At 70.5% G+C, this 23,659-nt stretch carries 16 protein-coding genes and 1 pseudogene; 11 read left to right on the forward strand and 6 right to left on the reverse strand.

All coding sequences use genetic code 11. The features are described from left to right. Nucleotides 1-286: 286 nt before the first annotated feature. A pseudogene (locus tag ABZ453_RS44460) lies at nucleotides 287-439 on the forward strand (winged helix-turn-helix transcriptional regulator); the annotation flags it as partial. A gap of 263 nt (nucleotides 440-702) precedes the next feature. Beyond that, complete coding sequence (locus tag ABZ453_RS44465) at nucleotides 703-1,470, forward strand: Stf0 family sulfotransferase (protein WP_359024729.1); 768 nt, start codon at nucleotides 703-705, stop codon at nucleotides 1,468-1,470. Here the strand turns inward: ABZ453_RS44465 and ABZ453_RS44470 are convergent. The 6 genes from ABZ453_RS44470 to ABZ453_RS44495 form a co-directional block, all read right to left on the reverse strand. Further along, complete coding sequence (locus tag ABZ453_RS44470) at nucleotides 1,435-2,082, reverse strand: DUF5825 family protein (protein ID WP_359024731.1); 648 nt, start codon at nucleotides 2,080-2,082, stop codon at nucleotides 1,435-1,437. The genes ABZ453_RS44465 and ABZ453_RS44470 overlap by 36 nt on opposite strands. Continuing rightward, nucleotides 2,079-4,031, reverse strand: coding sequence for a RiPP maturation radical SAM C-methyltransferase (locus tag ABZ453_RS44475; RefSeq protein WP_359024734.1), 1,953 nt, complete (start codon nucleotides 4,029-4,031; stop codon nucleotides 2,079-2,081). The genes ABZ453_RS44470 and ABZ453_RS44475 overlap by 4 nt, the downstream gene beginning before the upstream one ends. 17 nt (nucleotides 4,032-4,048) lie before the next feature. Beyond that, nucleotides 4,049-4,831, reverse strand: a complete 783-nt coding sequence (locus ABZ453_RS44480; RefSeq protein WP_359024736.1) for a hypothetical protein — start codon at nucleotides 4,829-4,831, stop codon at nucleotides 4,049-4,051. Further along, nucleotides 4,828-5,844 carry a DUF692 family multinuclear iron-containing protein gene (locus ABZ453_RS44485; RefSeq protein ID WP_359024738.1) on the reverse strand — a complete coding sequence of 339 codons (1,017 nt, stop codon included), beginning with the start codon at nucleotides 5,842-5,844 and terminating at the stop codon, nucleotides 4,828-4,830. Before ABZ453_RS44485 ends, ABZ453_RS44480 begins: the two co-directional genes overlap by 4 nt. A gap of 331 nt (nucleotides 5,845-6,175) precedes the next feature. Then, nucleotides 6,176-8,185: a radical SAM protein gene (locus ABZ453_RS44490; RefSeq protein ID WP_359024740.1), complete on the reverse strand. Its 2,010-nt coding sequence runs from the start codon at nucleotides 8,183-8,185 to the stop codon at nucleotides 6,176-6,178. A 61-nt stretch (nucleotides 8,186-8,246) separates the two neighbouring features. Then, nucleotides 8,247-8,399, reverse strand: coding sequence for a hypothetical protein (locus tag ABZ453_RS44495; protein WP_165955061.1), 153 nt, complete (start codon nucleotides 8,397-8,399; stop codon nucleotides 8,247-8,249). A 225-nt stretch (nucleotides 8,400-8,624) separates the two neighbouring features. Here ABZ453_RS44495 and ABZ453_RS44500 point away from each other — a divergent pair, with 225 nt between their 5' ends. The 9 genes from ABZ453_RS44500 (at nucleotide 8,625) to ABZ453_RS44540 (ending at nucleotide 23,610) form a co-directional block, all read left to right on the forward strand. Next, the gene (locus ABZ453_RS44500) at nucleotides 8,625-11,720 is read left to right on the forward strand and encodes a lantibiotic dehydratase (RefSeq protein WP_359024742.1); all 3,096 of its coding nucleotides are present in this window, start codon (nucleotides 8,625-8,627) and stop codon (nucleotides 11,718-11,720) included. A gap of 982 nt (nucleotides 11,721-12,702) precedes the next feature. Then, on the forward strand, nucleotides 12,703-14,205 hold the full coding sequence (locus ABZ453_RS44505; protein ID WP_359024761.1) for an acyl-CoA carboxylase subunit beta: 1,503 nt from the start codon (nucleotides 12,703-12,705) through the stop codon (nucleotides 14,203-14,205). Nucleotides 14,206-14,270: 65 nt separating this feature from the next. Continuing rightward, the gene (locus ABZ453_RS44510) at nucleotides 14,271-16,100 is read left to right on the forward strand and encodes a fatty acyl-AMP ligase (protein WP_359024744.1); all 1,830 of its coding nucleotides are present in this window, start codon (nucleotides 14,271-14,273) and stop codon (nucleotides 16,098-16,100) included. Next, nucleotides 16,097-16,633, forward strand: coding sequence for a beta-ketoacyl synthase N-terminal-like domain-containing protein (locus ABZ453_RS44515; protein WP_359024746.1), 537 nt, complete (start codon nucleotides 16,097-16,099; stop codon nucleotides 16,631-16,633). Before ABZ453_RS44510 ends, ABZ453_RS44515 begins: the two co-directional genes overlap by 4 nt. 29 nt (nucleotides 16,634-16,662) lie before the next feature. Next, on the forward strand, nucleotides 16,663-18,864 hold the full coding sequence (locus ABZ453_RS44520; RefSeq protein WP_359024748.1) for an acyltransferase domain-containing protein: 2,202 nt from the start codon (nucleotides 16,663-16,665) through the stop codon (nucleotides 18,862-18,864). A gap of 62 nt (nucleotides 18,865-18,926) precedes the next feature. After that, complete coding sequence (locus ABZ453_RS44525) at nucleotides 18,927-19,934, forward strand: alpha/beta hydrolase family protein (RefSeq protein WP_359024750.1); 1,008 nt, start codon at nucleotides 18,927-18,929, stop codon at nucleotides 19,932-19,934. 49 nt (nucleotides 19,935-19,983) lie between these two features. Then, the gene (locus ABZ453_RS44530) at nucleotides 19,984-21,339 is read left to right on the forward strand and encodes a helix-turn-helix domain-containing protein (RefSeq protein ID WP_359024752.1); all 1,356 of its coding nucleotides are present in this window, start codon (nucleotides 19,984-19,986) and stop codon (nucleotides 21,337-21,339) included. 722 nt (nucleotides 21,340-22,061) lie between these two features. Continuing rightward, nucleotides 22,062-22,724: a Tat pathway signal sequence domain protein gene (locus ABZ453_RS44535; protein ID WP_359024754.1), complete on the forward strand. Its 663-nt coding sequence runs from the start codon at nucleotides 22,062-22,064 to the stop codon at nucleotides 22,722-22,724. Between the two features lie 67 nt (nucleotides 22,725-22,791). Further along, nucleotides 22,792-23,610: a dienelactone hydrolase family protein gene (locus tag ABZ453_RS44540; protein ID WP_359024756.1), complete on the forward strand. Its 819-nt coding sequence runs from the start codon at nucleotides 22,792-22,794 to the stop codon at nucleotides 23,608-23,610. Nucleotides 23,611-23,659: the final 49 nt, after the last annotated feature.

Below are 23,659 nucleotides of genomic sequence, written 5' to 3' on the forward strand. Positions count from 1 at the left end.
ACGCCCAGCGCGACGGCCAGCGCACCTGCTGAACCGACCGCTCTGGCGATCGTTCTACGAGGCGGGCGCGGACGACGGTGCTTCATTAAAACCCCCTTGATGGTCAGCGATCACAGAACACGCGATCGACTGCCGCATACCGTACCGCCACGGGGGGAGCGGTCTGCGAAGTGGTCGGGCGTAAGTCGGCCAACCGGCCTTCGCACAGCTGTTGGACTGGCCACAGCAACCGGAACAGGAGCAGATCGCCTCTGCCACAGCCGACCTGGGGAGCACGGCAAAGGACCTGGAAGCGGGCACGGTGTTCCTCGCCGACTGCCCCGCACGGTTGGCGGTCGAGATCATCGCCAACAAGTGGTCCGTGGTTGTCCTGTTCGCTCTGACCGGCGGACCCAGGAGACACAGCGAACTCGTCACGCTGTCTGGCGGGATCTCGCGCTCCAGACACTCCAGGAGCCGATCGTGATGCTGACCGAGTGGGGGCGAACCCAGCTTCCCCGTGAAACGGAGTCCGCCCAGAGTGGCGGGGCCAGCGGGCCGCCGAACGCCGGCTCCGAAACGGGCACTGAGGGTCTGGTTCGATGATCATCGCATGGCCGGCGGCCACGTCCCGGAGGCCGTTCGCCCGACGCGTTGCCGTGCCGCGCGCCCGAAGGGGCCCAGTTGGTGACAAGCATGGGTGCCGGGCGCGAAGGTGTTGTCATGGTGCTGCGTTATCGGACCAACGGTCCGGAGTTCGACTTCCCGCCCTTCACCGGGGTGCCGCCGGTCCGTTACGTGCTCGCGTCCACCCCCCGGTGCGGCAGCAACATGCTCGCCCGCGCCCTGTGGCACACCGGGCTGGTCGGGTTCGCCGAGGACTACTTCGCCGACGCCTTCGTGCTGGACTACTTCGAGCGGTGGGGGTTCGACTCCGATGATCCACAGGAGTTGGCGGCGGGCTACGTGAGACGGCTGATGGCGTGTCGGACCAGCCCCAACGGCGTGTTCGGGCTGCGGATCCACGCGGGGCACCTCGGGAGGCTGGAGGCCGACCCGTACGACATCCTCCAGGCACCCCGGTACATCTGGATCCAGCGCAGGGACCGGTTACGGCAGGCGGTGTCGTACGCCATGGCCGAGCAGACCGGTGTCTGGATCCTGGACGGGACCTATCTGCCGGAGGGGAGTTCGCGCGTCACTCCCCGGTACGGCTATGACGACATTCGCCGGCATCTGAGGATGCTCGATCGCGACGCGGCCGTCTGGGAGAACTACTTCGGCCGGCACGGGGTCGTCCCCCATGTCGTCGTCTACGAGGACCTGGTCGCCCACTACGAAGCGGGTCTGCGGGGCTGCCTGGACTTCCTCGGCGTCGGTGCGCCCGCGTCGGTGCCGGCTCCGGGGATCAGGCGTCAGGCTGATGAGCTGACGCAGCAGTGGGTCGAGAGGTTCTTACGGGATCGTCGTGCTGAGCGGCCAGCGTCGTAGGCGGTACGGAGTCCACCACAGATAGCGCCCGGCGCGATGGAGCAGGTGCTCGTGCAGGTGACGCCGCAGGACCCGCTCGGTCGAAGCCGACACCACCGCCGGGACGCCGTCCAGCAGCCCCTGGAATGCGCCGCTGCCGGGCTCTTGGACGACAAGGCGGCGGAAGGAGCCCCAGCGGTGGTCACGGATCTCCAGGAACCCCGGGCCGCGGCGATAGCCGCACTTCGCTATGTGGAATGAGCCGCGCCACGCGGCGACCACGCCTTCCTCGCTCTCCCCTCCCGTGGAGCCGTACAGGACAGCTGCCGGGGGGTACAGATGGCTCAACTCCCGCCACTGGGCCGGGTCGTTCATCCGCAGCGTCCAGTCCACCGCGATGCCGTGGCTGGTGAGTTCCCGGACGAGGAGAAGGACGGCGACCGCGGACGTGCCGTCCGCGTCGGTCAGGTCCACGGGCTCGTGCACCTGGACGAACTGGACGCCTTCGGAGGCGAGTTGTCCGACGGCGTGCACGGGGTTGTCCGGCGGCCCGTCGAGAGTGCCGCAGCGGACGCCGGGCAGGCACCTGGCCGCCGGATCCCGGTCCTTCCACAGCGTCAGCCCCGGCTTCATCGGGCGCCTTCGCCGGCCGGGGCCACCAGGGCGGGAACCAGCGCCGTGTCATGACCGTGCAGTCCGGCGCCGTCGAGCCGCAGCAGGTCCTGATTGGCCACGGCGGGCGCGACGTGCACGTATTGGCCGCCCTCGGCGAAGACCAGGCCGAGCGCGCGCCAGCGCGCCAGCAGTCCCGTGATGCGCTCTGGTGTCACCTCTTCGGCCGGCCCCCTTGCGTCCCTCAATCGGGCCGCGGTCTTGCGCAGCAGCGCCGCCGGGCTGTGGGGATTGTCGAGCAGCCGGAACACCGTGATGTCGAGCGGGTCGGTGAGGTCGAGAAGGTGCCAGGAGAAATCCGGCCGGGTGTCGACCAGGACGATGTGTCCGCCGAGGTCGCAGTGGGTCAGGCGGCTGCGCGGGTACGACCGCGTCCAGTCGGCGACGGCCGTGCGCAGCCGGTTGAGGCAGCCGTCGGCGATGCCCTGGTGCGGTGCGTCGAAGATGTACACCAGGTCGGCGAGTTCGTCCTCCGGCAGGTCGTAGATGTGCTGGTAGTGGGAGGCGGGGCGCAGTTCGCCGAAGCCGAGTTCCGGCCGGTCGAAGTAGGGGCTGAACCGCTCGACCTTCAGGCGGGTGGAGTTGGCCGGCGGGGCGAGATGGTGCAGCGCGGGCAGCTGGTCGATGATCTCGTCGTAGTCCTGATCGCTCTCGCCGGGGAAGCCGTAGAGGTAGTTCCAGCTGAGGTTGATGCCGACGGTCTCGGCGTCTCGTAGCAGCCGTACGTTCTGGCAGCCGCTCACTCCCTTGTCCATCAGCTTCAGCACCCGGCTGCTGAGGTTCTCCACGCCGGGCTGTACGTAGCTGATGCCCGCCGCGTACAGGGTCACCAGCTGCTCGCGCCGCAGGTTCGACTTGATCTCGTAGCACAGCCGCAGGTCGTAGCCGCTCTCTTCGAGGAGAGGGGCCATGGAGGTGAGGTAGGCCATGTCGAGGATGTTGTCGGTGACCCAGACGTCGAGTACGCGGTGGCGTCGGACCAGGCCGAGGATCTCCTCCACGAACCGCCTGGGGTCCTTGCTGCGGAACTCCATGAAGGAGCCGTTGAGGCCGCAGAACGTGCAGTGGTGTTTCTCGCCCCACCAGCAGCCGCGTGAGGCCTCCACCACCAGCCGCGGCTCCACCCAGCCGCCCGCGGTGGACTGGGCGTGCCGTTCGAAGTAGTCGCCGTAGTCCGGGGTGACGAGTGCTCCTGGGGGCAGTGGGGCGGCGTCCAGGGGATGTGCCACGGACCGGCCGTGCTGGTCGCGGCGGCACAGGCCGGGGATGGCGGCCAGGGCGTCGGTGTCACCGTCTCGGAGTGCGGCGAGCAGTCGCGGGAACGCGAGCTCGCCCTCGCCGCGCACCACGAAGTCGACCTGGGGAAAGTTGCGGTGCAGCGCTGCGCCCTGCGCGCCGTCGCAGTTGGCGCCGCCGAAGACGGTGGTGGTGTCGGGTGCCAGTTCCTTGACCACGCGGGCCGCCGCGAGCGCCGCCGCGTTCTGCGCGAACGTCGTGGTGAAGCCGACCACGTCCGGCGCCGTCGCGGCGATCTTGGCGGCGGTCTCCCGGACGAACAGCGGCGCGAGTTCGTGCAGTTCGCGCGCCTTGGCCAGCATGCGCCGGGGCAACTTCTGGCCGAAGTGCTCGGTGAACTCCGCCACCCGCCAACGGGGTCGGTCGTTGAGCGCGGCTGAGAAGATCCACTCGCTGTGTCCGGAGAAGTACGAGCTCGCGCAGAAGTCGTACTCCTCGAACCCGTACTCCGTACGGGCGGCCACCCAGTCCGCGAAGTCGAGGTTGGCGTGGACCACTTCGACGTCCGCGGCACCCTCGGGAAAGACGTCGAGGATCCGGCGTTTGAGAATGCCGAGCGCGAGGGACGGCGCGTCGAGCGACGACCACGGCATGTCCACCAACACGATGTGCACGGCGCATCCTCTCCCCGTCACCACAGTCCACGGCGTGCCAGCGCCCGGCGTGCCGTCTCGCGCCGGGGCGTCGCTTCCGCCTCGAAGGCAGCCGCCACCCGCCCGGACACCACGCCGTGAGCCAGCCCGGCGGGCGTGGCGAAGTACGCGTACTGCAGTGCTTCCACCTTGGCTGTGCGTTCGGTGTCACCGGCGCCGGGCCGCCCGCCCGGGGCGGTGCCCCAGGTGGCCACGGACGCCATCTCATACGTGCGCACGGCGGAGTGGCCGCGGTCGGTGCGGACGATTCCCTCGGCCTCGATCACGAACGACAACGGCTGCTCGCAGGTCAGTGCGGTGAACAGGGCGATCATCAGCTCGTGGGTCACGGTGTCGCGCAGCACCGCGTTCTGGGCGCCGTCCAGCAGGTGGCACGCGAAGGCCTCCTCCACCGACAACCCGGGGCCGGTGTAGGGGATCAGCCGGAACTTGGCGAAGTGCGGCGAGCCGAGGAAGCCGGTGAGCAGGCCGGACTCCGTGGCGCCCGCGTCCTGGAGCAGCCGCAGGCTGCGCGGGAACGTGGTCGCGAGGCTGCCGCCGCTGCCGGGCCGCCAGACCTGCGAGCGCAGCCTGCGCGCGGTGGTGTCGAGCTCGGCCGGGTCGACCGAGGCCAGGCACTCCACCTCACCTGGATCCGTCGCCACGGCTTCGGCGCCCTCGTCGGCGAGGCGGGCCCGCAGGTCAGCGTCCAGCAGAAGCCGCATCAGCAGGTCTGTCAGCCGCTCGCCGTCCAGCGACGCGCCCGGCTCCACCGTGTTCACACCGCCTCCCCGCGCTGCCAGGCGCCGACCAGCTCCCGCAGCCGTGCGTAGTTGCGCCGGGACTTCTCGACCAGCTGTCCGTCCTCGCGGTACATCGGGTCCTCGTAGGACACCCCGAGCAGGTTCGGGCAGCGCGGCAGCAGATACTCGGCGAGCTCCAGCTGCTCGTCCAGCAGGACGCCGTGATGCAGGTCGCGGAACTTGCCGCCCACGATCTGGCAGCCCGACAGGTGCAGTTCCCGGCAGCGGGTCAGGGGAAGCGATTCGATCCCGTCGTACATGCTGTCTCCGGTACGTCCCCTCAGCCACTGGTAGCTGAGCAGATGGCCGACGTCGAGCGTCACCCACACGTCGGCGTCCTCGGCCAGGCGGCAGAAGTAGGCGAAGGCGTCCATGTGTCCCAGGACGAAAGAGCCGCCCTCGGTGAATCCGGGGAACTCGACGTGCAGCGGCGGGTCGAGCAGCCGGGCCGCCTCCGCCACGTTCCGGGTGGCGATCTCCAGACCCGGCTCGGTCAGCGGCGGCGGGAGCGGATAGGGCATCGGTATGCCGCGCAGGCTCCATATGCCCAGGTCCTCCACCACCCAGGAGAAGCCGTAGCGGGCGGACAGTTCGTTGGTGAACTCGGCGGCCGGGCGGCGGTCGTAGGGCTCGGGTGCGCCCATGTTCAGCTCGGTCTGGTGGAAGGCGCGGGCGGTCCCGGCGGGCAGCGCCTCGAAGAAGCGGTCGTACGCGTGCAGGTAGTCGGCCGTGCGGACGCGGGCGCGTGAGCGCGGCTGGAAGGCGAGGGCCGCGTAGGCGAAGTCGCCGCCGTGGCGGTACAGGAAGGCGCGGACCCGGTCGGTGATGTCTCCGCCGCCGTCGTCGCTCTCCACGAATCCGATGCCGCGCCTGCCGAGGCGTCCGCCGCCCCACGGCATGTCCATCAACAGCCCCAGTCCCATCCTGTGCGGAGCTTCGGGGATGGAGACGGCAGGGGCGCCGCCGGGTGCGGTGCGCGGCGGTTGCGTCATCGGGATTCCTCCGTGGATACCCCCGCCTTCAGGCGGGGGAGGAAACGGACTCCTGCGGAGCAGGGCAGGGACAGCCGATGCGCCGCCCGGGCGGATCGGCGTTCACCGCCAACCACCCGCAGGCAAGGGGTAGTTTGTATGGCGCCCGGTCGGCGACAACCAAGCCGGCCGGGCCTACCGCCGGGCTGGCGGGATGTCAGGTCTGTGGAGCCGGCGTAAGACTGCTGGGCGTACCCACGTCCCTTGCCGTTAGTTCGGGGCAGCTGCTGTCCGAGAAGCAGAAAACTCAACCCGCGAGGGAAGAATCTCCCTGCTTCAGCTGGGGGAGAAGTCAAGTCGAGCTCCTGGCTGGAAGTGCTGGTGCGGCTGATGGGGCCGGGTGGGGGGTGCCGGCCGCCGCGTCGGCCAGGCGGGCCAGCAGTCGGCGGCCACGGTCGGTGCGGGCCGTGAGCAGGCCGTCGGAGCGCTGTTCCACGTCGGCGCGGGGGAGTGCGTAGAACCGTTCCCGGACGATGTCGGCGACGGTGAGGTGGTCCGCCGTGCGGTCGTCGGCGTCCGCGGGCACGGTGCGTACCCATGGGTGCGGGCGCAGGGCCGCGACGGCCGGCGAGCGATGACGGTCGGCTGCGGGGCGCGAGGGTGCTGAGGGGCTCGTCCGGCCCGGTCGGACGGTGCGGAAGATCCGCACCAGCCGGTCCAGGGCCTCGGTGCGCGTCGGGCCGCCGCGGACCGCCAGCGGGTGGCCGAGGCGGCCGGCCAGGTAGCTCAGCTCGGGGTTGCCCGCGAGGCGGTCAGAGGTGTCGAGGGCGAGCCCGTACTCCTCGGGGCTGTTCACGAGCCTGCTGCCGGGTTCCGCCACCATCAGTTCCAGCGCGTCGATGCCGATGTGCCGCTCGTTGTCGACGAGGAAGCGCAAGGATGCCTCGAACTCGGCCGGCGTCTCGTCCAGGACCTGTCCCATCACGGTGAACCGGACGGTGATGCCCGCCGCGGCGAGGTTGTCGAGGACGCTCTGGTAGTCGGCCGCGCGAACGCCCCGGTGCATCCGGTCCAGCAGGCGCTGAGAGGTGCCCTCGTAGCCGACTGAGATCATCGCGCAGCCGGCCGTGGCAAGGGCGTGGCAGAACTCCGGGTCGGTCAGGGCGGCCTCCAGCCGGCTGCGCACGCCGAACCGGACGCGTATGCCGCGTTCGCGCACCGCGCGCATCGCGTTCAGGATCAGCCGCAGATTGGTGTTCTCGTCCGCGACCGACACGTACCGGGTGCCCGTGGCGCGGACCACGGCTTCTACGGCGTCGGCGATCTGGGCCGCGGTGCCCTGCTGGTACCCGCCGTGCGGCAGCGACCGGTTGCCGTACGAGCAGAACGCGCAGCGCCCCCAGTAGCAGCCGACGCAGGAGACGATCGCGAGTTCCAGGGCGTTGTTGAGGTAGGAGCGGAACGGCAGTCCGGTGAAGTCGGGCGGTCCCAGGTCACGGAAGCGCAGGGTCACCGCGGGACCCGTGCGCGGTGCGGCCCCGGACCGCGACAGCCAGGTCATGCCGGGCACGGCGGCGAGCGGGATCGTTCCGTCCAGCGCATCCAGCCAGCGTTCGAGTGGTTCCTCCCCGGCGGTCGGGCACAGCGCGTCGATCGTTTCCCGGACTCCGGGCAGTCGGGCGAGGCTGTCGTGGCGGAGCATCACCTGCTGACCGCCCAGACATATCCGGGTATCCGGTGCCAGCCGCCGGACCCAGGCGGCGATCAGCAGCGCGGACGCGAGCTGGCTGAAGAACGCCACCGACAGGCCGACGACCCGGGGGCGGTGACGAGTGAGCAACCCGGTCACCAGACGGTGCAGCGAGACGACCGGTACGCCCGACGCGTCGGGCGGCCGGTCTGCGGCCCGGCGTACGGCGTCGTCGAGCCGGCCGAGGTCCTCCCAGGTCCGTGTCAGGAAGCTGTCGCGGGCCAGTAGTTCCAGAGCCAGGGTGGCGAGCCGGACCGCACGGTCGGGGCCCAGCTCGCCGGCTGACTCCTTGTGCAGAACGTGCGCACGCACCCCGTCGATGTGCGTGGTGAAGACGTCGGCCACCGCTCGGCGGTACCAGTCGCTCACGGCCGTACCGCCGTCGCCCGTTTCCTGGGCGCGGACCGCGCCGTCCAGCAGCGCAGGACGTCGCAGCAGCTCGTGGAGCACGCCGATGTTGAGGTCGGCCTGATGAACCCGCCTACCCCGGCGCCGCAGATGGCCCGTGAGATAGGGCAGGCTCAGATACGGGAAGAACCTGGCCTCGGTCTGCGGAGGGAAGATCAACAGGACGTCGGTGCGAGTGCGGTCCGCCGACTGGCTGGACGGCACGACCCACCTCCTCGTCTGACCGGTCCCACCCGTTCGAGCATGGCCTCGGCTCTCGGGTCCTCTAGCCGGGGATGTCCTCCGTGCTCTCCGCCGCGATGTAGGTGTACGTGTGGTAGGCCGCGCCGAGCTTCAGCTCACTGGAATCGATCACCTGGAGTTCTTCGAGCTCACCGAATTCCTCATCGGCGAGGTTCTCGGGAAATACAGCGGTCATGAATTCTTCCCCTTCGCAAACAGGATGGGAATGTGCCGCGTGCCGTGTATCGCGCCCACGCTAGCCAGGGCGCCCGTGTCTCAACAGCCCATACGTCGTCGTTTTCGCGGGACGGAATTCGGCCAGGTCAGCGGCTCATGCAGACTTAACGGCATCGGTGCGGCGCAGCAGCCGCCACAATGACCATGACTCATAATCGCCTCTGCGCCTGGGCGTTCGGGAAAAATGGCGGATGACATCGTTGTGCTGCTGGAGGGCCGTTTGGACCGCCTGTACCGTCATGTCGATGCGGCCGTGGTCCGGGCGGCGGCCCGACGCCCCGACGACTCGCCGGTCTGGCCGGACCTGACCGACCCTTCCGCGCCCCAGGAGTCGTGGCGGGCGTGGCTTCAACAGATGTGGCAGGCGGCCGACTTCGCCATCGCGGTCGAGTTCTCCAGCCCCGACCTGGCCAGACGGGTGCACCAGATACGTGCCGGCGAGCCGGTGGAGGAGCACGCCCTGCGGCGCGCGGTGCTGTCGGTGCTGCGCTACCTGCTGCGCTCCCGCTCCCGCGCCACCCCGTTCGGTCTGTTCGCCGGCGTCGAGGCCGCGCATATCGGGGCCGCTCCCGCGCTGCGTGCGGGCACCGGGCACCGGGCGGTCACCCGACCGGACGCCGTATGGACCGCTGCACTCGTCGACCGGCTGGAGCAACACCCCCGGCTGCGACCCCATTTGACGCTTCTCGCATCAAGCCTCGCCCTCGAACGCGATGGACGACTGACCATCGAGCACCGCCCCAGCAACGAGGAAGGCGCCGCCCCCGCACATGTGCGGATACGCGCGACCGGGCCCGTCCGCATGGCTGTGGACGGCGCGCGGACGCCCGTCTTGTGGGCGGAACTCGTCGAAGCCCTCTCCACCGGATTCCCGGCCGCTTCGCCCGCCGCGATCGACAAGCTCCTCGTCAACCTGGTACGACAGCGATTCCTGATCACCAGCCTGCGTCCTGCGGTCACCGCATCCGACCCGATCGCCGTCCTGCTCGGACAGGCACAGCACCTGCCGGCGTCCGACGTCGACGAGTTGCAGGAGATCGCGGCGGCACTGGCCCGGCACGACGACGCAGCCACCGCCGGCGCCGCCACCGCGCGCGCCCACGCCGAACGCGAACGCGTGATGGCCGCGATGACACGCCTGTGCCCCGCCGTGAAACCGATGCTCGCCCTCGACCTGCGGCTGGACTGGGATCTGGTGATCCCGGAGGCGGTGGCCGAGGAGGCGGCGTCGGCCGCCGGGGTCCTCACCCGCCTGGCGCCGCGGGCAGCGCTGAGCCCCGGATGGGCCGACTGGCACGACCGCTTCCTCGAACGCTACGGCCCAGCCGCGGTGGTGCCCGTCCTGGACGCCATCGACCTCCTCGGTTACCCGCCGGGCTACCTCGGCTCCACACCGGCGTCGACCGGGTCGCGGCTGACCGCCCGTGACAGCCGGCTGCTGGGACTCGCTCACACCGCCGCGATGAGGCGCCGCCGCGACGTCCGGCTCGATGACGCCGTGATCGAGGAACTGGGGGTCACGGATCACGCTCGGCCCGTGCAGCCGAGCACGGAGGTGACGGTCCGGATCCACGCCGCGAGCGTATCCGCCCTGGACGCAGGCGAGTTCACCCTGCACGTCGTCGGGGTGTCCCGTGCGGCCGCAACGGCCACCGGGCGCTTCCTCCACCTGTTCGACGCCGACGACCGCCGCCGGATGACCGACACGTACGCCGGCCTGCCCGGCGCCCACCAGGACGCCCTGCTCGCACAGATCAGCACCGCCCCGCTGTACATACGCTCCGTGAACGTCGCGCACGCCCCACCAGTGGCGCACTTGATGATCCCCCTCGGGGATTACTACGGACCCGTCACGCACCAGCTACCCGTGACCGACCTGGCGGTGACCGCCGATGCCGAGCGGTTGCACCTGGTCTCACTCTCCCGCCGCCGCCCGGTGCACACGATGCTGCCCAACGCTGTGGACCTGACCCACCACACCCATCCGCTGGCACGCTTCCTGCTCGAGGCACCGGTGGCACTGGCCGTCCCCTGCACCGGCTTCTCATGGGGCGCCGCCGTCGCCGGCCTGCCGTTCCTGCCCGCACTGCGCTACGGGCGCACCGTACTGTCCCCGGCCCGCTGGATCCTCGCCGCCGTCGACCTGCCCGACGCGCGGACACCGTGGCCGCAGTGGGACAAGGCCCTGGCCGAATGGCGTGGCGACGTGCTCCTGCCCGAGCACGTGTACCTGGGCGACGGAGACCGGCGCATCCACCTGGACCTGACGGAGCCCTCGCACCGGGTCCTGCTGCGCACCCACGTGGAACGTGACGGCAAGGCACTGCTCCGCGCCGCGCCAGAGCCCGGAGACCTCGGCTGGGCCGGCGGTCGCGTCCACGAGATCGTCATCCCCTTGGCCGCCGTGGACCAGGCCGTCACACCGGTACGCCTGTCAGGCGATGTCGTCGACCGTGAACACGGCCACCTGCCGGGCTGCGGCAACGTGCTCTCCATCAGGCTGCACGGGCACCGCGACCACCAGGACGCGCTCCTGACCGGCCATCTGCCCTCCCTGATCGACGAGTTGGGCGGACCCCGCTGGTGGTTCGAGCGCCACCGCGATCCCGAGGACCATCTACGCGTGCGGCTGACCTGCCCGCCCGGCTCACTCGGCGCCGCCGTCGAGCAGACCGGCAAGTGGACCCGACGACTTCGCCATGCGGGCCTGATCACGCACACGAGCCTGGAGACCTACCACCCGCAGACCGCGCGCTTCGGCGGCCCCGCCGCGATGGCCGCGGCCGAGGAGTACTTCGCCGCCGACTCCGCCGCCGTCCTCGCCCAGCTGACCGCACAGACCGCCCGGGATGCTCCCGACGCTCGAGCGGTGACCGCCGCGAGCATGGTGGCCGTCGCCGTCGGCCTGCTCGGGGACCCCGCCGAAGCGATGCGCTGGCTGATCGCGCACACCCACACCGACACAAGCGCCCCACCCCGCGCGGTCTACGACCAGACCATCGCCCTGACGGCCGCCGCCGTCAGACCTGAGGCCCCCGGAACGCGGGTGCTCGACGCGAGCGTCAGCGCGAGTTGGTCCGCACGCCGTACCGCGCTGGCCGCCTACCGCAGCGCGCTCGAGGACGCGGGGACCCTGCCCCCGCAGGACCTGCTCCCGGACCTGCTGCACCTCCACCACGTCCGCATGCGCGGACCAGACCTTCCAGCGGAACGGGCACACCTGCACCTGGCCAGAGCCGCCGCACTGAGCTGGACGGCACGAACGAGCAGAGCGACATGACCACGACGTCCCCGGCGCCACCGAGCAACCGCTCGATGCATGCGCCATGTCGCTCGGCCCGTCCACGCCCGGCGACGTCGAGGGTGGCGAACGGTCCGGGCGTACTGGTGATCACGAGAGCAGGTTGTTTCGGTTGTGAGGGTTCCCGTCCGTGCAGCTCGGTGATGCCGGCGCTCGGGATCGCATGACGCGAGAGGAGGATTGACGTATGAGGCGCGAAGGCGACGGCCGAGGTGATAGTGCGGACTCCGGTCCTGCGTCACCGGGTGAGCCGCGCCCGCGGCGGATACCCACGGTGGCGGCGGCTCGAACTCAGAACCTGCGCGTACTCGATGGCCGCTTCGTCCTCGGGCGGGGGTCCGACGTCCGCACGATTGTCCGAGTACTGCGCCAGGCCGGCCACAGGTGACCGTATGACCGAGTCGCGCGTTGCAGCCCTTGCGCAGTGGGCGCCTGCTCAAGCTGTGCGGCGGTGGTGATGCGACCACGGCAAGGTCGCGGGCAGGGGTTCCGGCCGCCCGGATGGTGATTCTGCGACGCCATACGTCGGCATTCTCTGACAGTCAGCCGCGCCTGTACCGATGGGGAGTGCGTTTTGTGGAGCTCATCGACGTCATTGCCCGGACGGGCCGTGGAAGAAGCCGTGTCTCCTTGGCAGCCCCCGGGGCCGCGCCAGTTGTGCGTCCCCCTCTGCCCGAACCGGGACGTCCGACGCGACTCCCACCAGTTCGGGTCCGCCGCCGTGTCGGGCGGCGTTCGGGCGTTTGCGCTTGTAGTCCGTCTATGAATGCGCGCCGCAGATCGCTCAATAACTTCACATTGCGTGCGAAAAAGAGGACCGCCGCTTGCGTCACTGCCATGCTCACAACCGCCGAAGGAGGTGGCTGTGACCTCGATCGCGGAGACACGGGAATCGCCCGCTCTTGCCGTGGGTACGACTGCGCAACGGATCACGGACCTCGCTGCTCGACAGCGACGGGCCCTGGCCGGCGGATCCGCGCAGGCCGTGGCCCGGCAGGCCGCGCGCGGCCGCCTCACCGCTCGCGAGCGCCTGGCTCGGTTGCTGGATGCGGATTCCTTCGTCGAGACCGGTGCACTGGTGTGCGGCCGCAACGGCAGCGGCGACACGGCGTACGGCGACGGCGTGATCACCGGCTTCGGCACCGTCGACGGACGCCAGGTGTGCGTCTTCGCGCAGGACGCCACCGTCCATGGCGGCAGTATGGGCGAGGCGTTCGGGGAGAAGGTCGTCAGGACGATGGACCTGGCGATGGAGACGGGCTGCCCGGTCATCGGTCTCAACGACTCCGGCGGTGCACGCATCCAGGAGGGCGTGGCCGCTCTGGCCCTCTACGCCGAACTGGCCTATCGCAACGTCCATGCCTCCGGCGTCATCCCGCAGATCTCCGTGATCATGGGCCCGTGCGCGGGCGGCGCCGCATACTCGCCCGCCCTCACCGACTTCACCGTCATGGTCGACGGCACGTCGCACATGTTCGTCACCGGCCCGGACGTCATCGAGTCGGCCACCGGGGAACGGACGACGGCCGAGCAACTCGGCGGAGCCCGCGCCAGCAACTCGGTCAACGGAAACGCCCATTTCCTCGCCGAGGACGAGGACGACGCCCTCGACCTGGTCCGGGTCCTGCTCTCCTACCTTCCCGCGAACAACCGCTCCGGCTGCCCCGAGTACGCTGTCGCGCCGGCGGCCTCCTTCGACGATCCGCGCCTGGACGCCATCGTGCCCGATCGGCCCGAGGCGGTGTACGACATGCGGGAGATCCTCGTCTCGGTCGTCGACGACGGTGAACTGCTCGAAGTGCACGAGCTGTTCGCACCCAACATCCTCTGCGCCCTGGCCCGGGTGGAGGGCCGCTCCGTCGGCGTCGTCGCGAACCAGCCGTTGCACAGCGCCGGTGTGCTCGATATCGACGCCTCTGAGAAGGCTGCCCGGTTCGTCCGCTTCTGTGATGCGTTTGGTGTACCGCTGCTGACCTTCACCGATGTCCCCGGCTACCTCTCGGGCACCCACCAGGAACAGGCCGGGATCATTCGGCGCGGCGCAAAGCTGCTGTATGCCTACGCCGAGGCCACCGTGCCGAAGATCACCGTGGTGGTCCGCAAGGCCTACGGTGGCGGATACGCCGTCATGGGCTCCAAGCACCTGGGCGCCGACGTCAACTTCGCCTGGCCCACCGCCAGCATCGCCGTGATGGGCGCTCAGGGGGCGGTCGGCGTGCTGCATCGCCGTGAGCTCGCCGCGGCCGCGGCGGTCGGCGAGCGGTCGGCGGCGGATCTGCGGGCGAAGTTGGTGGAGCAGTACGAAACCGTCTGCGGCACCCCCTACGCGGCTGCCGCGCGCGGCTACATCGACGCGGTCATCGAGCCCCGCAGCACCCGCTCGCACATCGTTCGCGCCCTGCGTGCGCTGCGCACCAAACGTGCCACCGTCCCCGACCGGCGGCACGGCAACATTCCGCTGTGAGTGCAGCGCAGCCCTGATCGCAGTTCCCGGTCCGGGAGACGACCAGTGACGTGAGGAGTACCCCCATGCCCGCGCACGCCTTGCCGCACACCTCCGACACATCGAGCGCAGCGCCGGACGACTCGAGCAGTCTCTCCGCTCACCTTGTCCACTGGGCGCAACACATCCCCGGCCGTCCCGCGTTCACCTTCGCCGAGTACCAGGCGCCGGGCCTCCGGGCCAGGCAGCGCACGCTCACCTGGCACCGCGCCGACGTACGCACGCGCGCGGTCGCCGCCCGCCTGAGGGAAACCGTGGCTCCCGGCGAACGCGTCGCCCTGCTCTGCGGCCAAGGCCTCGACTACGTCGTCGGTTTCCTCGCCGCGCTCACCTCCGGCGCCGTCGCTGTCCCGCTGTTCACCCCCGACCTACCGGGTCACGCCGACCGTCTGGCCGGAATCCTCGCCGACTCCCGGCCCACCGCCGTGCTCACCACCAGCGCCGATGCCGACACCGTGAGCGCCTTCCTCGCCGCGCAGGGTCTGCGGCCCCGGCTGATCGTCACCGACCTCGTCCCCGACGACCGGGCGGACGGCCCGCGGGTCCCCGCGCCGGACGGGCAGGCGACCGCCTACCTGCAGTACAGCTCCGGCTCCACCCGAACCCCGACCGCCGTTGAGATCTCGCACGCGAACGTCGTCGCCAACGCCCGTCAGGCGCTGACCGCGTACGGCGCCGACGAGCGGCCACCCACCATGGTCGGCTGGCTACCGCTCTACCACGACATGGGGCTCGTACTCAGTGTCGCCGCCCCCGTCGTACGTGGACTGCGGTCGGTCGTCATGGACCCGCTGGCCTTCCTGCGGCGGCCCGCACGCTGGCTGCGCCTGCTGTCCGACTTTCCGAACGCTCTCAGCGCCGCGCCGAACTTCGCCTACGACTACTGCGCGACCGTCATCTCCGACGAGGACAAGGCCGGCCTCCGGCTGGACCGGGTCGCCGTGCTCGTCAACGGCAGCGAACCCGTGCGGCCCGAAACCGCCGACCACTTCCACGCGGCCTTCGCCGGCCAGGGGCTGCCGGCAGAGGTGCACTGCCCGTCCTACGGGCTCGCCGAGGCCACCGTCTTCGTCAGTGCGCACCGGCCCGGACAGCCGTTGCGCCGATACTCCCTGGACCGCGAGACCCTGGCGGCCGGCAGAGCCGTGCCCGTTTCCCCGGATGATCCGGCCGCGGTCCTGCTCGCCGCCTGCGGCGAACCCGTCGGGCAGACGATTCGTATCGTCGACCCCGTCACCACCGCCGTCCTGCCGCAGGGGGAGGTGGGCGAGATCTGGGTCCAGGGACCCAACATCGGGCGCGGCTACCAGGATCGCGGTCCGCGGACCCGTGAGACCTTCCAGGCCCGCTTGACGCACGAACCCGGCCACTGGCTGCGGACAGGCGATCTCGGCACGGTACTCGACGGACAACTCCTGGTCACCGGCCGCCTCAAGGACCTGATCATCGTGGACGGGCGCAACCACTATCCGCAGGACGTCGAAGGCACCGCGCAGGCGGCCCACCGGGCGATACGCCCCGACCGTCTCGCGGCCTTCGCCGTCCCGGCCGGACAACTCCCCGCCGGCCGGGACCCTGACGGCGGCACCGACACCCGTGCCGCGATCGCCGCGGAGTCCGTGGTGATCGTCGCCGAACACGTTCGTGGCCTGCCCGCCCCTGCCCGCGATCCCCAGGAGGTCGCTGCCGCCGTGCGCGCGGCCGTCTCCGCCCGGCACGGCCTGCGGCTGGCCGAGGTGCTCCTCGTCCCGCCCGGCAGCGTGCCGCGCACCTCCAGCGGCAAGATCTCCCGCACGCTGACCCGTGCCCGCTATCTCGACGGTTCCTACGAGCGTCCGCAACGGGGCACGGTATGAGCGCGATCGCGGACGGCCCGATCGATCCGCGGCGGCTGGTCGTCGAACGGATCGCTCACTGGGCGGGGCTGCCGGAGGAGGACGTCACCGGAGACCTGCCGTGGGCGGCGTTCGGTCTGTCCTCGCGCGACGCGGTCGCCATCACCGGAGAACTGGCACACGCGGTCGGCCGGGAGCTGCCCACGACCCTGCTGTGGGAGGCGCCCACCGTCGACGCGTTGGTCACCCTCCTCGGCGGCGCGGCACCCGGCTCGCAGGCCCAGCACACCCCCGACTGCGCGCTCGCCCGGCAACCGATCGCCGTGGTCGGAGTCGGCTGCCGACTGCCCGGAGGCGTGCACGGTCCCGATGACTACTGGCGGCTGCTCGTCGAGGGCACCGACGCCGTCACCGAGCTGTCCCCGAGCCGTCGGCGTGACTTCGTGTCCCCGGGTCCGCCGGACACCAACCCGTGGGGCGGCTGTCTCCACGACGCCACCCTGACCGGCTTCGACTCCTCCTCCTTCAGGATTTCCCGGGTGAGGCCGACGTGATGGATCCTCAGCAGCGCATGGTCTTGGAGGTGACGCAGGAGGGGGCGACCACCGGGGCCGCTTCCTCGGTCGCCGCCGGCAGGCTCAGTGGCATCGCCCTGCACGAACTGCTCGACGGCTGCACACCGGACGACCTACGACGTGTGGAGATCGCACAGCCCCTCCTGTACGGCACTCAGCCGGCGCTGGCCGAACTCTGGTGGTTGTACGGCGTCGAACCCGCCGCGGTCGTCCGGCACTCGACGGGAGAAGTCGCGGCAGCAGTCGTTGCCGTGGCGCTCGACCCCGCCGACGGTGCCCGCGTCATCGCCGTACGGTCCCGGCTGCTCGCCACCCTGCGCGGCGGGGCGACGGCGGTGGTGGACCTCACCGACGACGAACTCGACGACATCGCACCGCGGTTCCCGGGCGCCCACCTCACCGTGCACACCTCACCCAGGCAGAAGACCGTGACCGGTGAGGCACCGGCCGTCTCCCGGCTAGTCGAACACCTCACAGCCCGGGGGCGTACCGCCCGATCCATGCTCGTCCAGGGCGCCGGGCACTCGCCCCGGGTCGAGCTCCTGATGCCCGAACTGGTCGCCCGTCTCAGCGACGTCCGGGGCTGCTCCGACACCGCCGTACGCGTCTACTCGACCGTCCACGACGACCCCACCGGCCCCTGCGACTTCGACGCCGCGTACGCCGCGTACCGGGCGGCCAATCTCCGCTCGCCGGTCCGGCTCGCCGGCGCGCCGGCCGCCGCGGCGGCGGACGGGCACAGCGCGCTCATCGAGATCTCCCCGCACCCGTTGCTCCTGCACCCGCTCGCCGAGAACCTGCCCGACGCCCTCCACCGGCCCACACCGCGCAGAGGCGAGGACCCCGCCCTCACCGTCCGCGGCCAACTGGCCGCCCTGCACACCGCGGGCCATCGCCTCCCGGCCCGCCTCCTCGACCCGGGCGGCGAGGTCGTCGACGTCCCCCTCCCAGCCCGGCGCCACACCCGCCACTGGTGGACGGCCGTACGCAGCGGCCCGGTCGGCGGACCGCCCGCCGCCGTCCCGCCCCCCGTACCTGTCCCCGTGCCCGTCAACGTGCATCCTGTGCCGGATCCGGGTGCAGGTGATGGTGAAAGTGAAGGTGATGGCAGGGTTACGGAGCGGCTGATCCGCCATCTCGCCGCCATCACCGGCCACCGCCCCGAGCACATCAGTCCCGACATTCCGCTCGCCGCACTCGGCCTGGACTTGCTCATGGCCGTCCGGCTCCGCGAGGCCGCCGTCCGTGAGTTCGGCGTTCCGCTGGCACTGAGCGAGTTGCTGCGGGCCGGTACCGTACAGGCCGCCGCGGACATGATCACTCTCGCTCCGCACGACGAACGAGGGATACGCCTGCCGGACCGCATGGCCGCTCCTCGACCGGTCGGCCGAGCTCTGCCGTACCCCCTCCGAGCGCTCCAACCGGTCGGCGACAACCCGCCATTGATCCTGGTCCATGCGGCCGGTGCCGCTCCCGACGTCTACCGGCCCCTGGCCGGACTTCTGGCTCCAGGGCAGCCGGTGTACGGGCTGGACCGGGCGGAGGAGGCGGAGACGGTCGCGTCAAAGGCGCGGCTGTGCGCGGAGGTGATCCGCGAGGCGTGGCCCGACGGCCGCTACCGGATCGGCGGCTGGTCGTTCGGTGGGTTCGTGGCCCAGGAGGCAGCCCGGCTGCTGGCCGCCGAGCTCGCACCGCCCGACGCGGTGGTGCTCATCGACGCGGTACGTCCGCTGCCCCGGGCGCCCGGGCGGACTGCCTGGGAGGTGGCACGCGAGCACTTCGAGGGATTCACCGCGTACGTCGCCCGTACCTATGGTGCGTGGCTGGACCTGCCGTACGAGGAGCTCGCCGGACTCGACGACCGGGGCCGCATCGGATGTGTACTGCAGGCGCTGAGCGCGGTCGCGGACGTCCCACCCGCCGCACTGCGGCACCAGCGTGACTCCTACCTGGACCTGCGGGCCGGTGAGGCGCACACGCCCGGTTCCTACGCCGGCCGCGTGATCCTCTACCGGGCCACCGAACGCGCGCCGCACACGGTGCACGCCCCGGCCTACGAGCGCGCCGACGACGACCTCGGCTGGGCGGAGCTGTGCCCGGACCTGGAGGTCGTGCCCATACCGGGACACCATCTGTCGCTGCTCGACCCGCCGCATGCCCAGACCATCGCCGATCACTTGAACCGAGTACTCGGTCAACGGCCGGTCTGAGGATCGGGCGCACCGGAATCTCCGTCCTCGTCTCCTCCCCACCCCGCCAGGAGCCGCCTGCCATGTCCGACCGCCCGTCCGCTCACCACCTCGGTCCGTCCCGCCGTACCGTCGCCAAGGCCGCCGTCCTCGGAGTCGCGGGGGTACTGGCCGGGGCCTGGAAGGCTTCGGCCGCCGATGTCACCGTCACTCGACTGGACGCCCGCACCTACGACCTCGGCGTTCCCTCCGCCGCGCTGGGCCGCACCGCACCCGTGCGGATCATCCTGCCGACCTCCTACGCCGACCAGCCGGGCCGGACCTGGCCGGTGCTCTACCTCCTGCACGGCGCGCACGACGACTACACCTCGTGGACCCGGGAAACCGACATCGAGGCGTTCACGGCGAACCGGAACCTCATCGTCGCTATGCCCGACGGCGGTCCCACCGCCATCCCCACGCACTGGCGGACCGGCCCCGACTACGAGACCTTCCAGCTCCAGGAGGTTCCGGCGGTGCTGAGCGCCAACTACCGGGCCTCGGGCGTCCGGGCCGTCGCCGGGGTGTCGACGGGAGGGTACGGGGCGATGGCGCACGCCGCCCGCCATCCGGGAGCGTTCGTGGCCGCCGCGGCGTACAGCGGTATTCCCGACACCATGGTGACGAGGATGCCGTCGATCATCGAGGCGATCGTGGCGCGCGAGAACATCGACCCCCTGACACTGTGGGGCGATCCGACCCGCGACCTGGCCACGTGGCAGGACTTCAACCCCCTGGCCCGGGCGAGCGCCCTGCGGGGCACCACGCTCTACGTCTCCGTGGGAAGCGGCAGCCTCAACGACCCCGTCTCCATCATCCTCGCGCTTATCCAGCTCATCAACGGCAACTTCGACTTCAACGGCGCTCTGCCCGGAGTCCTGGAGAGCCTCGTGGCCCCGTCCACCCAGAGCTTCGTCACCGAGCTCGGCCGCCTGGGCGTCCCGGTCACCCAGCACATCTATCAGGGCGGTGGTCACCAATGGAGCGACTGGAAGCGGGAGTTCGTCACCTCCTGGCCGCTGCTCGCCGCGGCGCTCGGTGTGCCGGCCTGATCCGTGTGTGTTTGTCATGAACGGACAACTTCCCAGCCTGCCTTGTCACTTGAAGAACGGTTCGGCGGGATCCGGCGGGGGATATCGTCTTCGGTTGTGCCGCCATGACCGAGCGGTAGGAGCAGACACAATGGATCCTTTCGCCGTCGTCCCCCTGCGATTGGCGGACTTTCTGCGTCCCCATCTCGACGAGATCACCCAGGAAGTCGAACGCGAGGTACAGCTTCAGGTACCCGAATACGCGCGGCCCGCCGACGACGCGTATGTGCGAACCATCAGAGCCGGAGTCAGACGGGCTCTGACGCTCTTCGTGGACCGCATCGCCGACGTCGACCAGGATCAGGAGCGTGTCGCTCGCACCTACCAGGAGATCGGGCGAGGCGAAGCCGGTGAAGGACGTGGCCTGGAAGTGCTGCAGGCGGCGCTCCGGCTCGGTGGGCGGGCCGCATGGCGGCGCCTGACGAAGGCGGCCGACGAACTCGGGCTGGATTCCAGCGAGGTGGCCGCGCTGGCGGAGGCGGCCTTCACCCACATGCACGAGATGATGCAGGCGGCCACCGAAGGCCACGGCGAGGCCCTGCTGCACAGCACCGGCGAGTTGCAGCGCCGCCGCAAACGCCTGACGGACCTGCTGTTCGCCGATCCGCCGGCCTCCGCCGAAGCGGTCGAGGAACTTGCCCGCGCCGCACGTTGGGCCATTCCGCGGCGTGTTGCGGTCATGGCTGTGGACGGAATGGAGCAGGAGGACGACGAACGGCTGCTGCCCGCCGGAGTGCTGGCCGACATGAGCGCACGCCCCGCACTTCTGGTCATCCCGGACCCGGACAGGCCTGGCGGGCCACGAAGACCCGCCCTCGCACCCGTGCTGCGCGGTCGGCCCACCGCGGTCGGGCCGACCGTGCCGCTGTCCCAGATCGCCGACTCGCTGCGCTGTGCGGCACGGGCTCTGTCGCTGATGCGTCGTGGAATGCTGCCCGGTGAGGGCGTGCTCCGGTGCGCCGACCACCTCTCGACGCTGGTTCTCTACGCGGACGAGCCGCTGATACGGGCACTGTCGTCGCGGGCTCTGGCACCGCTGGCCGGAATTCCCGGACCGCAGCGTGACCGGCTGGCGGAGACGTTGCTGGCCTGGTTACAGAGCGAGAGCAGTGTGGGGGTGACCGCCGCGCGGCTGCATGTCCATCCGCAGACCGTGCGGTACAGGATGAGGCAGCTGGATAAGTTGTTCGGCGAGGCGCTGCGGGATGCGGAGGCCCGTTTCGAGTTGGAGATGGCCCTGCGGGCGAACGTGGCCTTCGGCCCGTCCCGTGAACGGGCCCGGTCGAGCCCTGACCGTGAGCATTCCCGGCCGGCACCGGAACACGTCCGGCCCGCGGCGTCCCCCCTGCGCTCGACGGGCACTTGAGTGTCGCGCCACAGCCTGTTCCAGACCTGAGGCGGGCGTCCTCCCGCGAAGCCCGAGTGTGTCGATCAACTCATCCACAGATAAGGGAAGTTGGGCGTCGGCAAGATCTGTGGAGAGGTCCCGGAAGCGGGCCGGCAGGATTTCGCGCGCCACTCGTCCCGTGGGCCCGACCGCATCGATCTCCAGGATGGCCATCGTCGTGAACGCGGGAGCTTCGGCCAGAATGCCGAGCGGAGCGCCGAGCCCCGTGATGAAGGCGTCTTCCTTGCCGTCGAAGATCTCGTAGAAGACCGGTCGGGTCACGTGACCGCCTCGGGTGAGGTACGGCGTGGGCCGCGTCGCAGCGAGCGCTCGGGGTCGCGCCCGGCACGGGTGCCGGGCAGCACCAGCTGAGGCGACATCGATGTCCCTGTGGCCAGGGCTCGTCCTCTTTCGTCGCGAACTCATGCGCAGTGTATTGACTTGAATACCCGTCAGGTTTACAACTCTCACAGGTTTTCAATTTGCGCGGACCTGCGGCCGTAGAGCCGCCGGAACCAACAGGGTCACGCACGCGCAAGACCGCCAGCACGTGACACCGCCCCTGGCCTCGGGCCAGGGACGCACATCGGACCAGCAGTTCCCGCAGTCCGGGAACCGCCTTGCCCGGGTCACCGCGTTCACCCCGAGTCGGGGCCGGCGAACCCGCCCTCGCCACCTGCACTCACAGCAGAGGACGCCGTATGCCCAGGTTCGCAGTCCCCGCCCTCGCCGTCACGGTTGCCCTGACGGCCCTCGCCCTGCTCCCGGCCGCTGCCGCCTCGGCGGACAGCGCCGTGCTCACCTACGGAAGCGCCGCCGGAAACGCGGTCTCCGTCGGCGACGTACTCACCGCCTCGCTGGCGAACGGCACCACAGCCACCCTCGCCACCACCAGCGACGGCACCTCCCGCATCGCCTGCACCGGCTCGACGCTCTCCGCCACGGTGACATCGAACCCCGCCGCCCCGGGCACCGCCACCGAGTCCGCGACCTCCCAGACCTTCAGCGGCTGCACCAGCAACATCTTCGGCGTCACCGGAGTGCGCAGCATCACCGTCAACGCCCTGCCCTACACCACCTCCGCCGCCTCCGACGGCACGGTCACGGTGACCCCGGCCACGGGTGGCAGCATCCAGACCACGGTGGTGCTCTCCACCCTGCTGGGCTCCGCCACCTGCGTCTACCAGGCCCCCAGCCTCTCCGCGACGAGCTCCAACGGTGACAACGGCCTGACCTTCACCAACCAGGTCTTCAAGAAGGTCTCCGGCTCGCTGCTGTGCGCGGGCAACGGCTACTTCACAGCCAGCTACGCGCCCGTGGTCGACAGCAGTGTCGCCGATGCCCCCACCGTCTACACCAACTGACAGCACGGCCGAGAGGACTACCGTGAAACTGCTCCGCCCCCGAGCGCTCATGGCGTTTCTTGCGGTCGTGACCTCGATCGCACTCGCCACCCCCGTCCACGCGGTCTCCGGTAACCCCTACCAGCGAGGCCCGGCCCCCACCGAGTCGTCCGTAACCGCCGTCACCGGCCCGTTCGCCGTCTCCTCCGTCACCGTGCCGGCCGGAAGCGGCCCCGGTTTCAACGACGGCACCATCTACTACCCGACCGACACGAGCCAGGGCACCTTCGGCGCCGTCGTCATCATGCCGGGCTTCGTCGCCGTACAAGGCCAGATCGCCTGGTACGGGCCACGGCTGGCTTCCCAGGGCTTCGTGGTGATGACCATGGACAGCAACGCGTTGTGGGACTTCCCGTCCGACCGCAGCAGGCAGCAACTCGCCGCGCTCAACTACCTGACCACGAAGAGCCCGGTCAAAGACAGGATCGACCCCAACAGGCTGGCCCTGATGGGGTGGTCGATGGGCGGCGGGGGCACCCTGGAGAGTGCGGCGGCCAACCCGTCGCTCAAGGCGGCGATCCCCCTGGCCCCCTGGGACATCACGAACCCCGGCGACCAGATCAGCGTGCCCACCATGATCTTCGGAGCCGATGGCGACACCGTCGCCCCCGTCTCCACCTTCACCCGGCCCGCCTACGATGCGCTGACCAACGTCCACGACAAGGCTTTCGTGGAACTCAAGGGCGCCGATCACTTCACCTTCGCGAGCCCCAACACCACGGTCGCCAAGTACAGCATCTCCTGGCTCAAACGCTTCGTCGACAACGACACCCGCTACGACCAGTTCCTCTGCCCGATCCCGAACGACCCCAATACTGTCGCCTTCGAGGGCACTTGCCCCCTGTGACCTGATCGGGAGCGCGGCAGGCGCGGACCGTCCACGTGGGACGGTCCGC

Source organism: Streptomyces sp. NPDC005799 (genome assembly GCF_040630525.1).
Taxonomy (GTDB): Bacteria; Actinomycetota; Actinomycetes; order Streptomycetales; family Streptomycetaceae; genus Streptomyces; species Streptomyces griseorubiginosus_B.

Bases quoted from the DNA above. Each gene is read 5' to 3' on its own strand.
- ABZ453_RS44515 (WP_359024746.1), top strand. From the start codon at position 16,097: ATGAGCGCGATCGCGGACGGCCCGATCGATCCGCGGCGGCTGGTCGTC.
- ABZ453_RS44470 (WP_359024731.1), bottom strand. From the start codon at position 2,082: ATGAAGCCGGGGCTGACGCTGTGGAAGGACCGGGATCCGGCGGCCAGG.
- ABZ453_RS44500 (WP_359024742.1), top strand. From the start codon at position 8,625: ATGGCGGATGACATCGTTGTGCTGCTGGAGGGCCGTTTGGACCGCCTG.
- ABZ453_RS44485 (WP_359024738.1), bottom strand. From the start codon at position 5,844: ATGACGCAACCGCCGCGCACCGCACCCGGCGGCGCCCCTGCCGTCTCC.
- ABZ453_RS44535 (WP_359024754.1), top strand. From the start codon at position 22,062: ATGCCCAGGTTCGCAGTCCCCGCCCTCGCCGTCACGGTTGCCCTGACG.
- ABZ453_RS44525 (WP_359024750.1), top strand. From the start codon at position 18,927: ATGTCCGACCGCCCGTCCGCTCACCACCTCGGTCCGTCCCGCCGTACC.
- ABZ453_RS44465 (WP_359024729.1), top strand. From the start codon at position 703: ATGGTGCTGCGTTATCGGACCAACGGTCCGGAGTTCGACTTCCCGCCC.
- ABZ453_RS44495 (WP_165955061.1), bottom strand. From the start codon at position 8,399: ATGACCGCTGTATTTCCCGAGAACCTCGCCGATGAGGAATTCGGTGAG.
- ABZ453_RS44510 (WP_359024744.1), top strand. From the start codon at position 14,271: ATGCCCGCGCACGCCTTGCCGCACACCTCCGACACATCGAGCGCAGCG.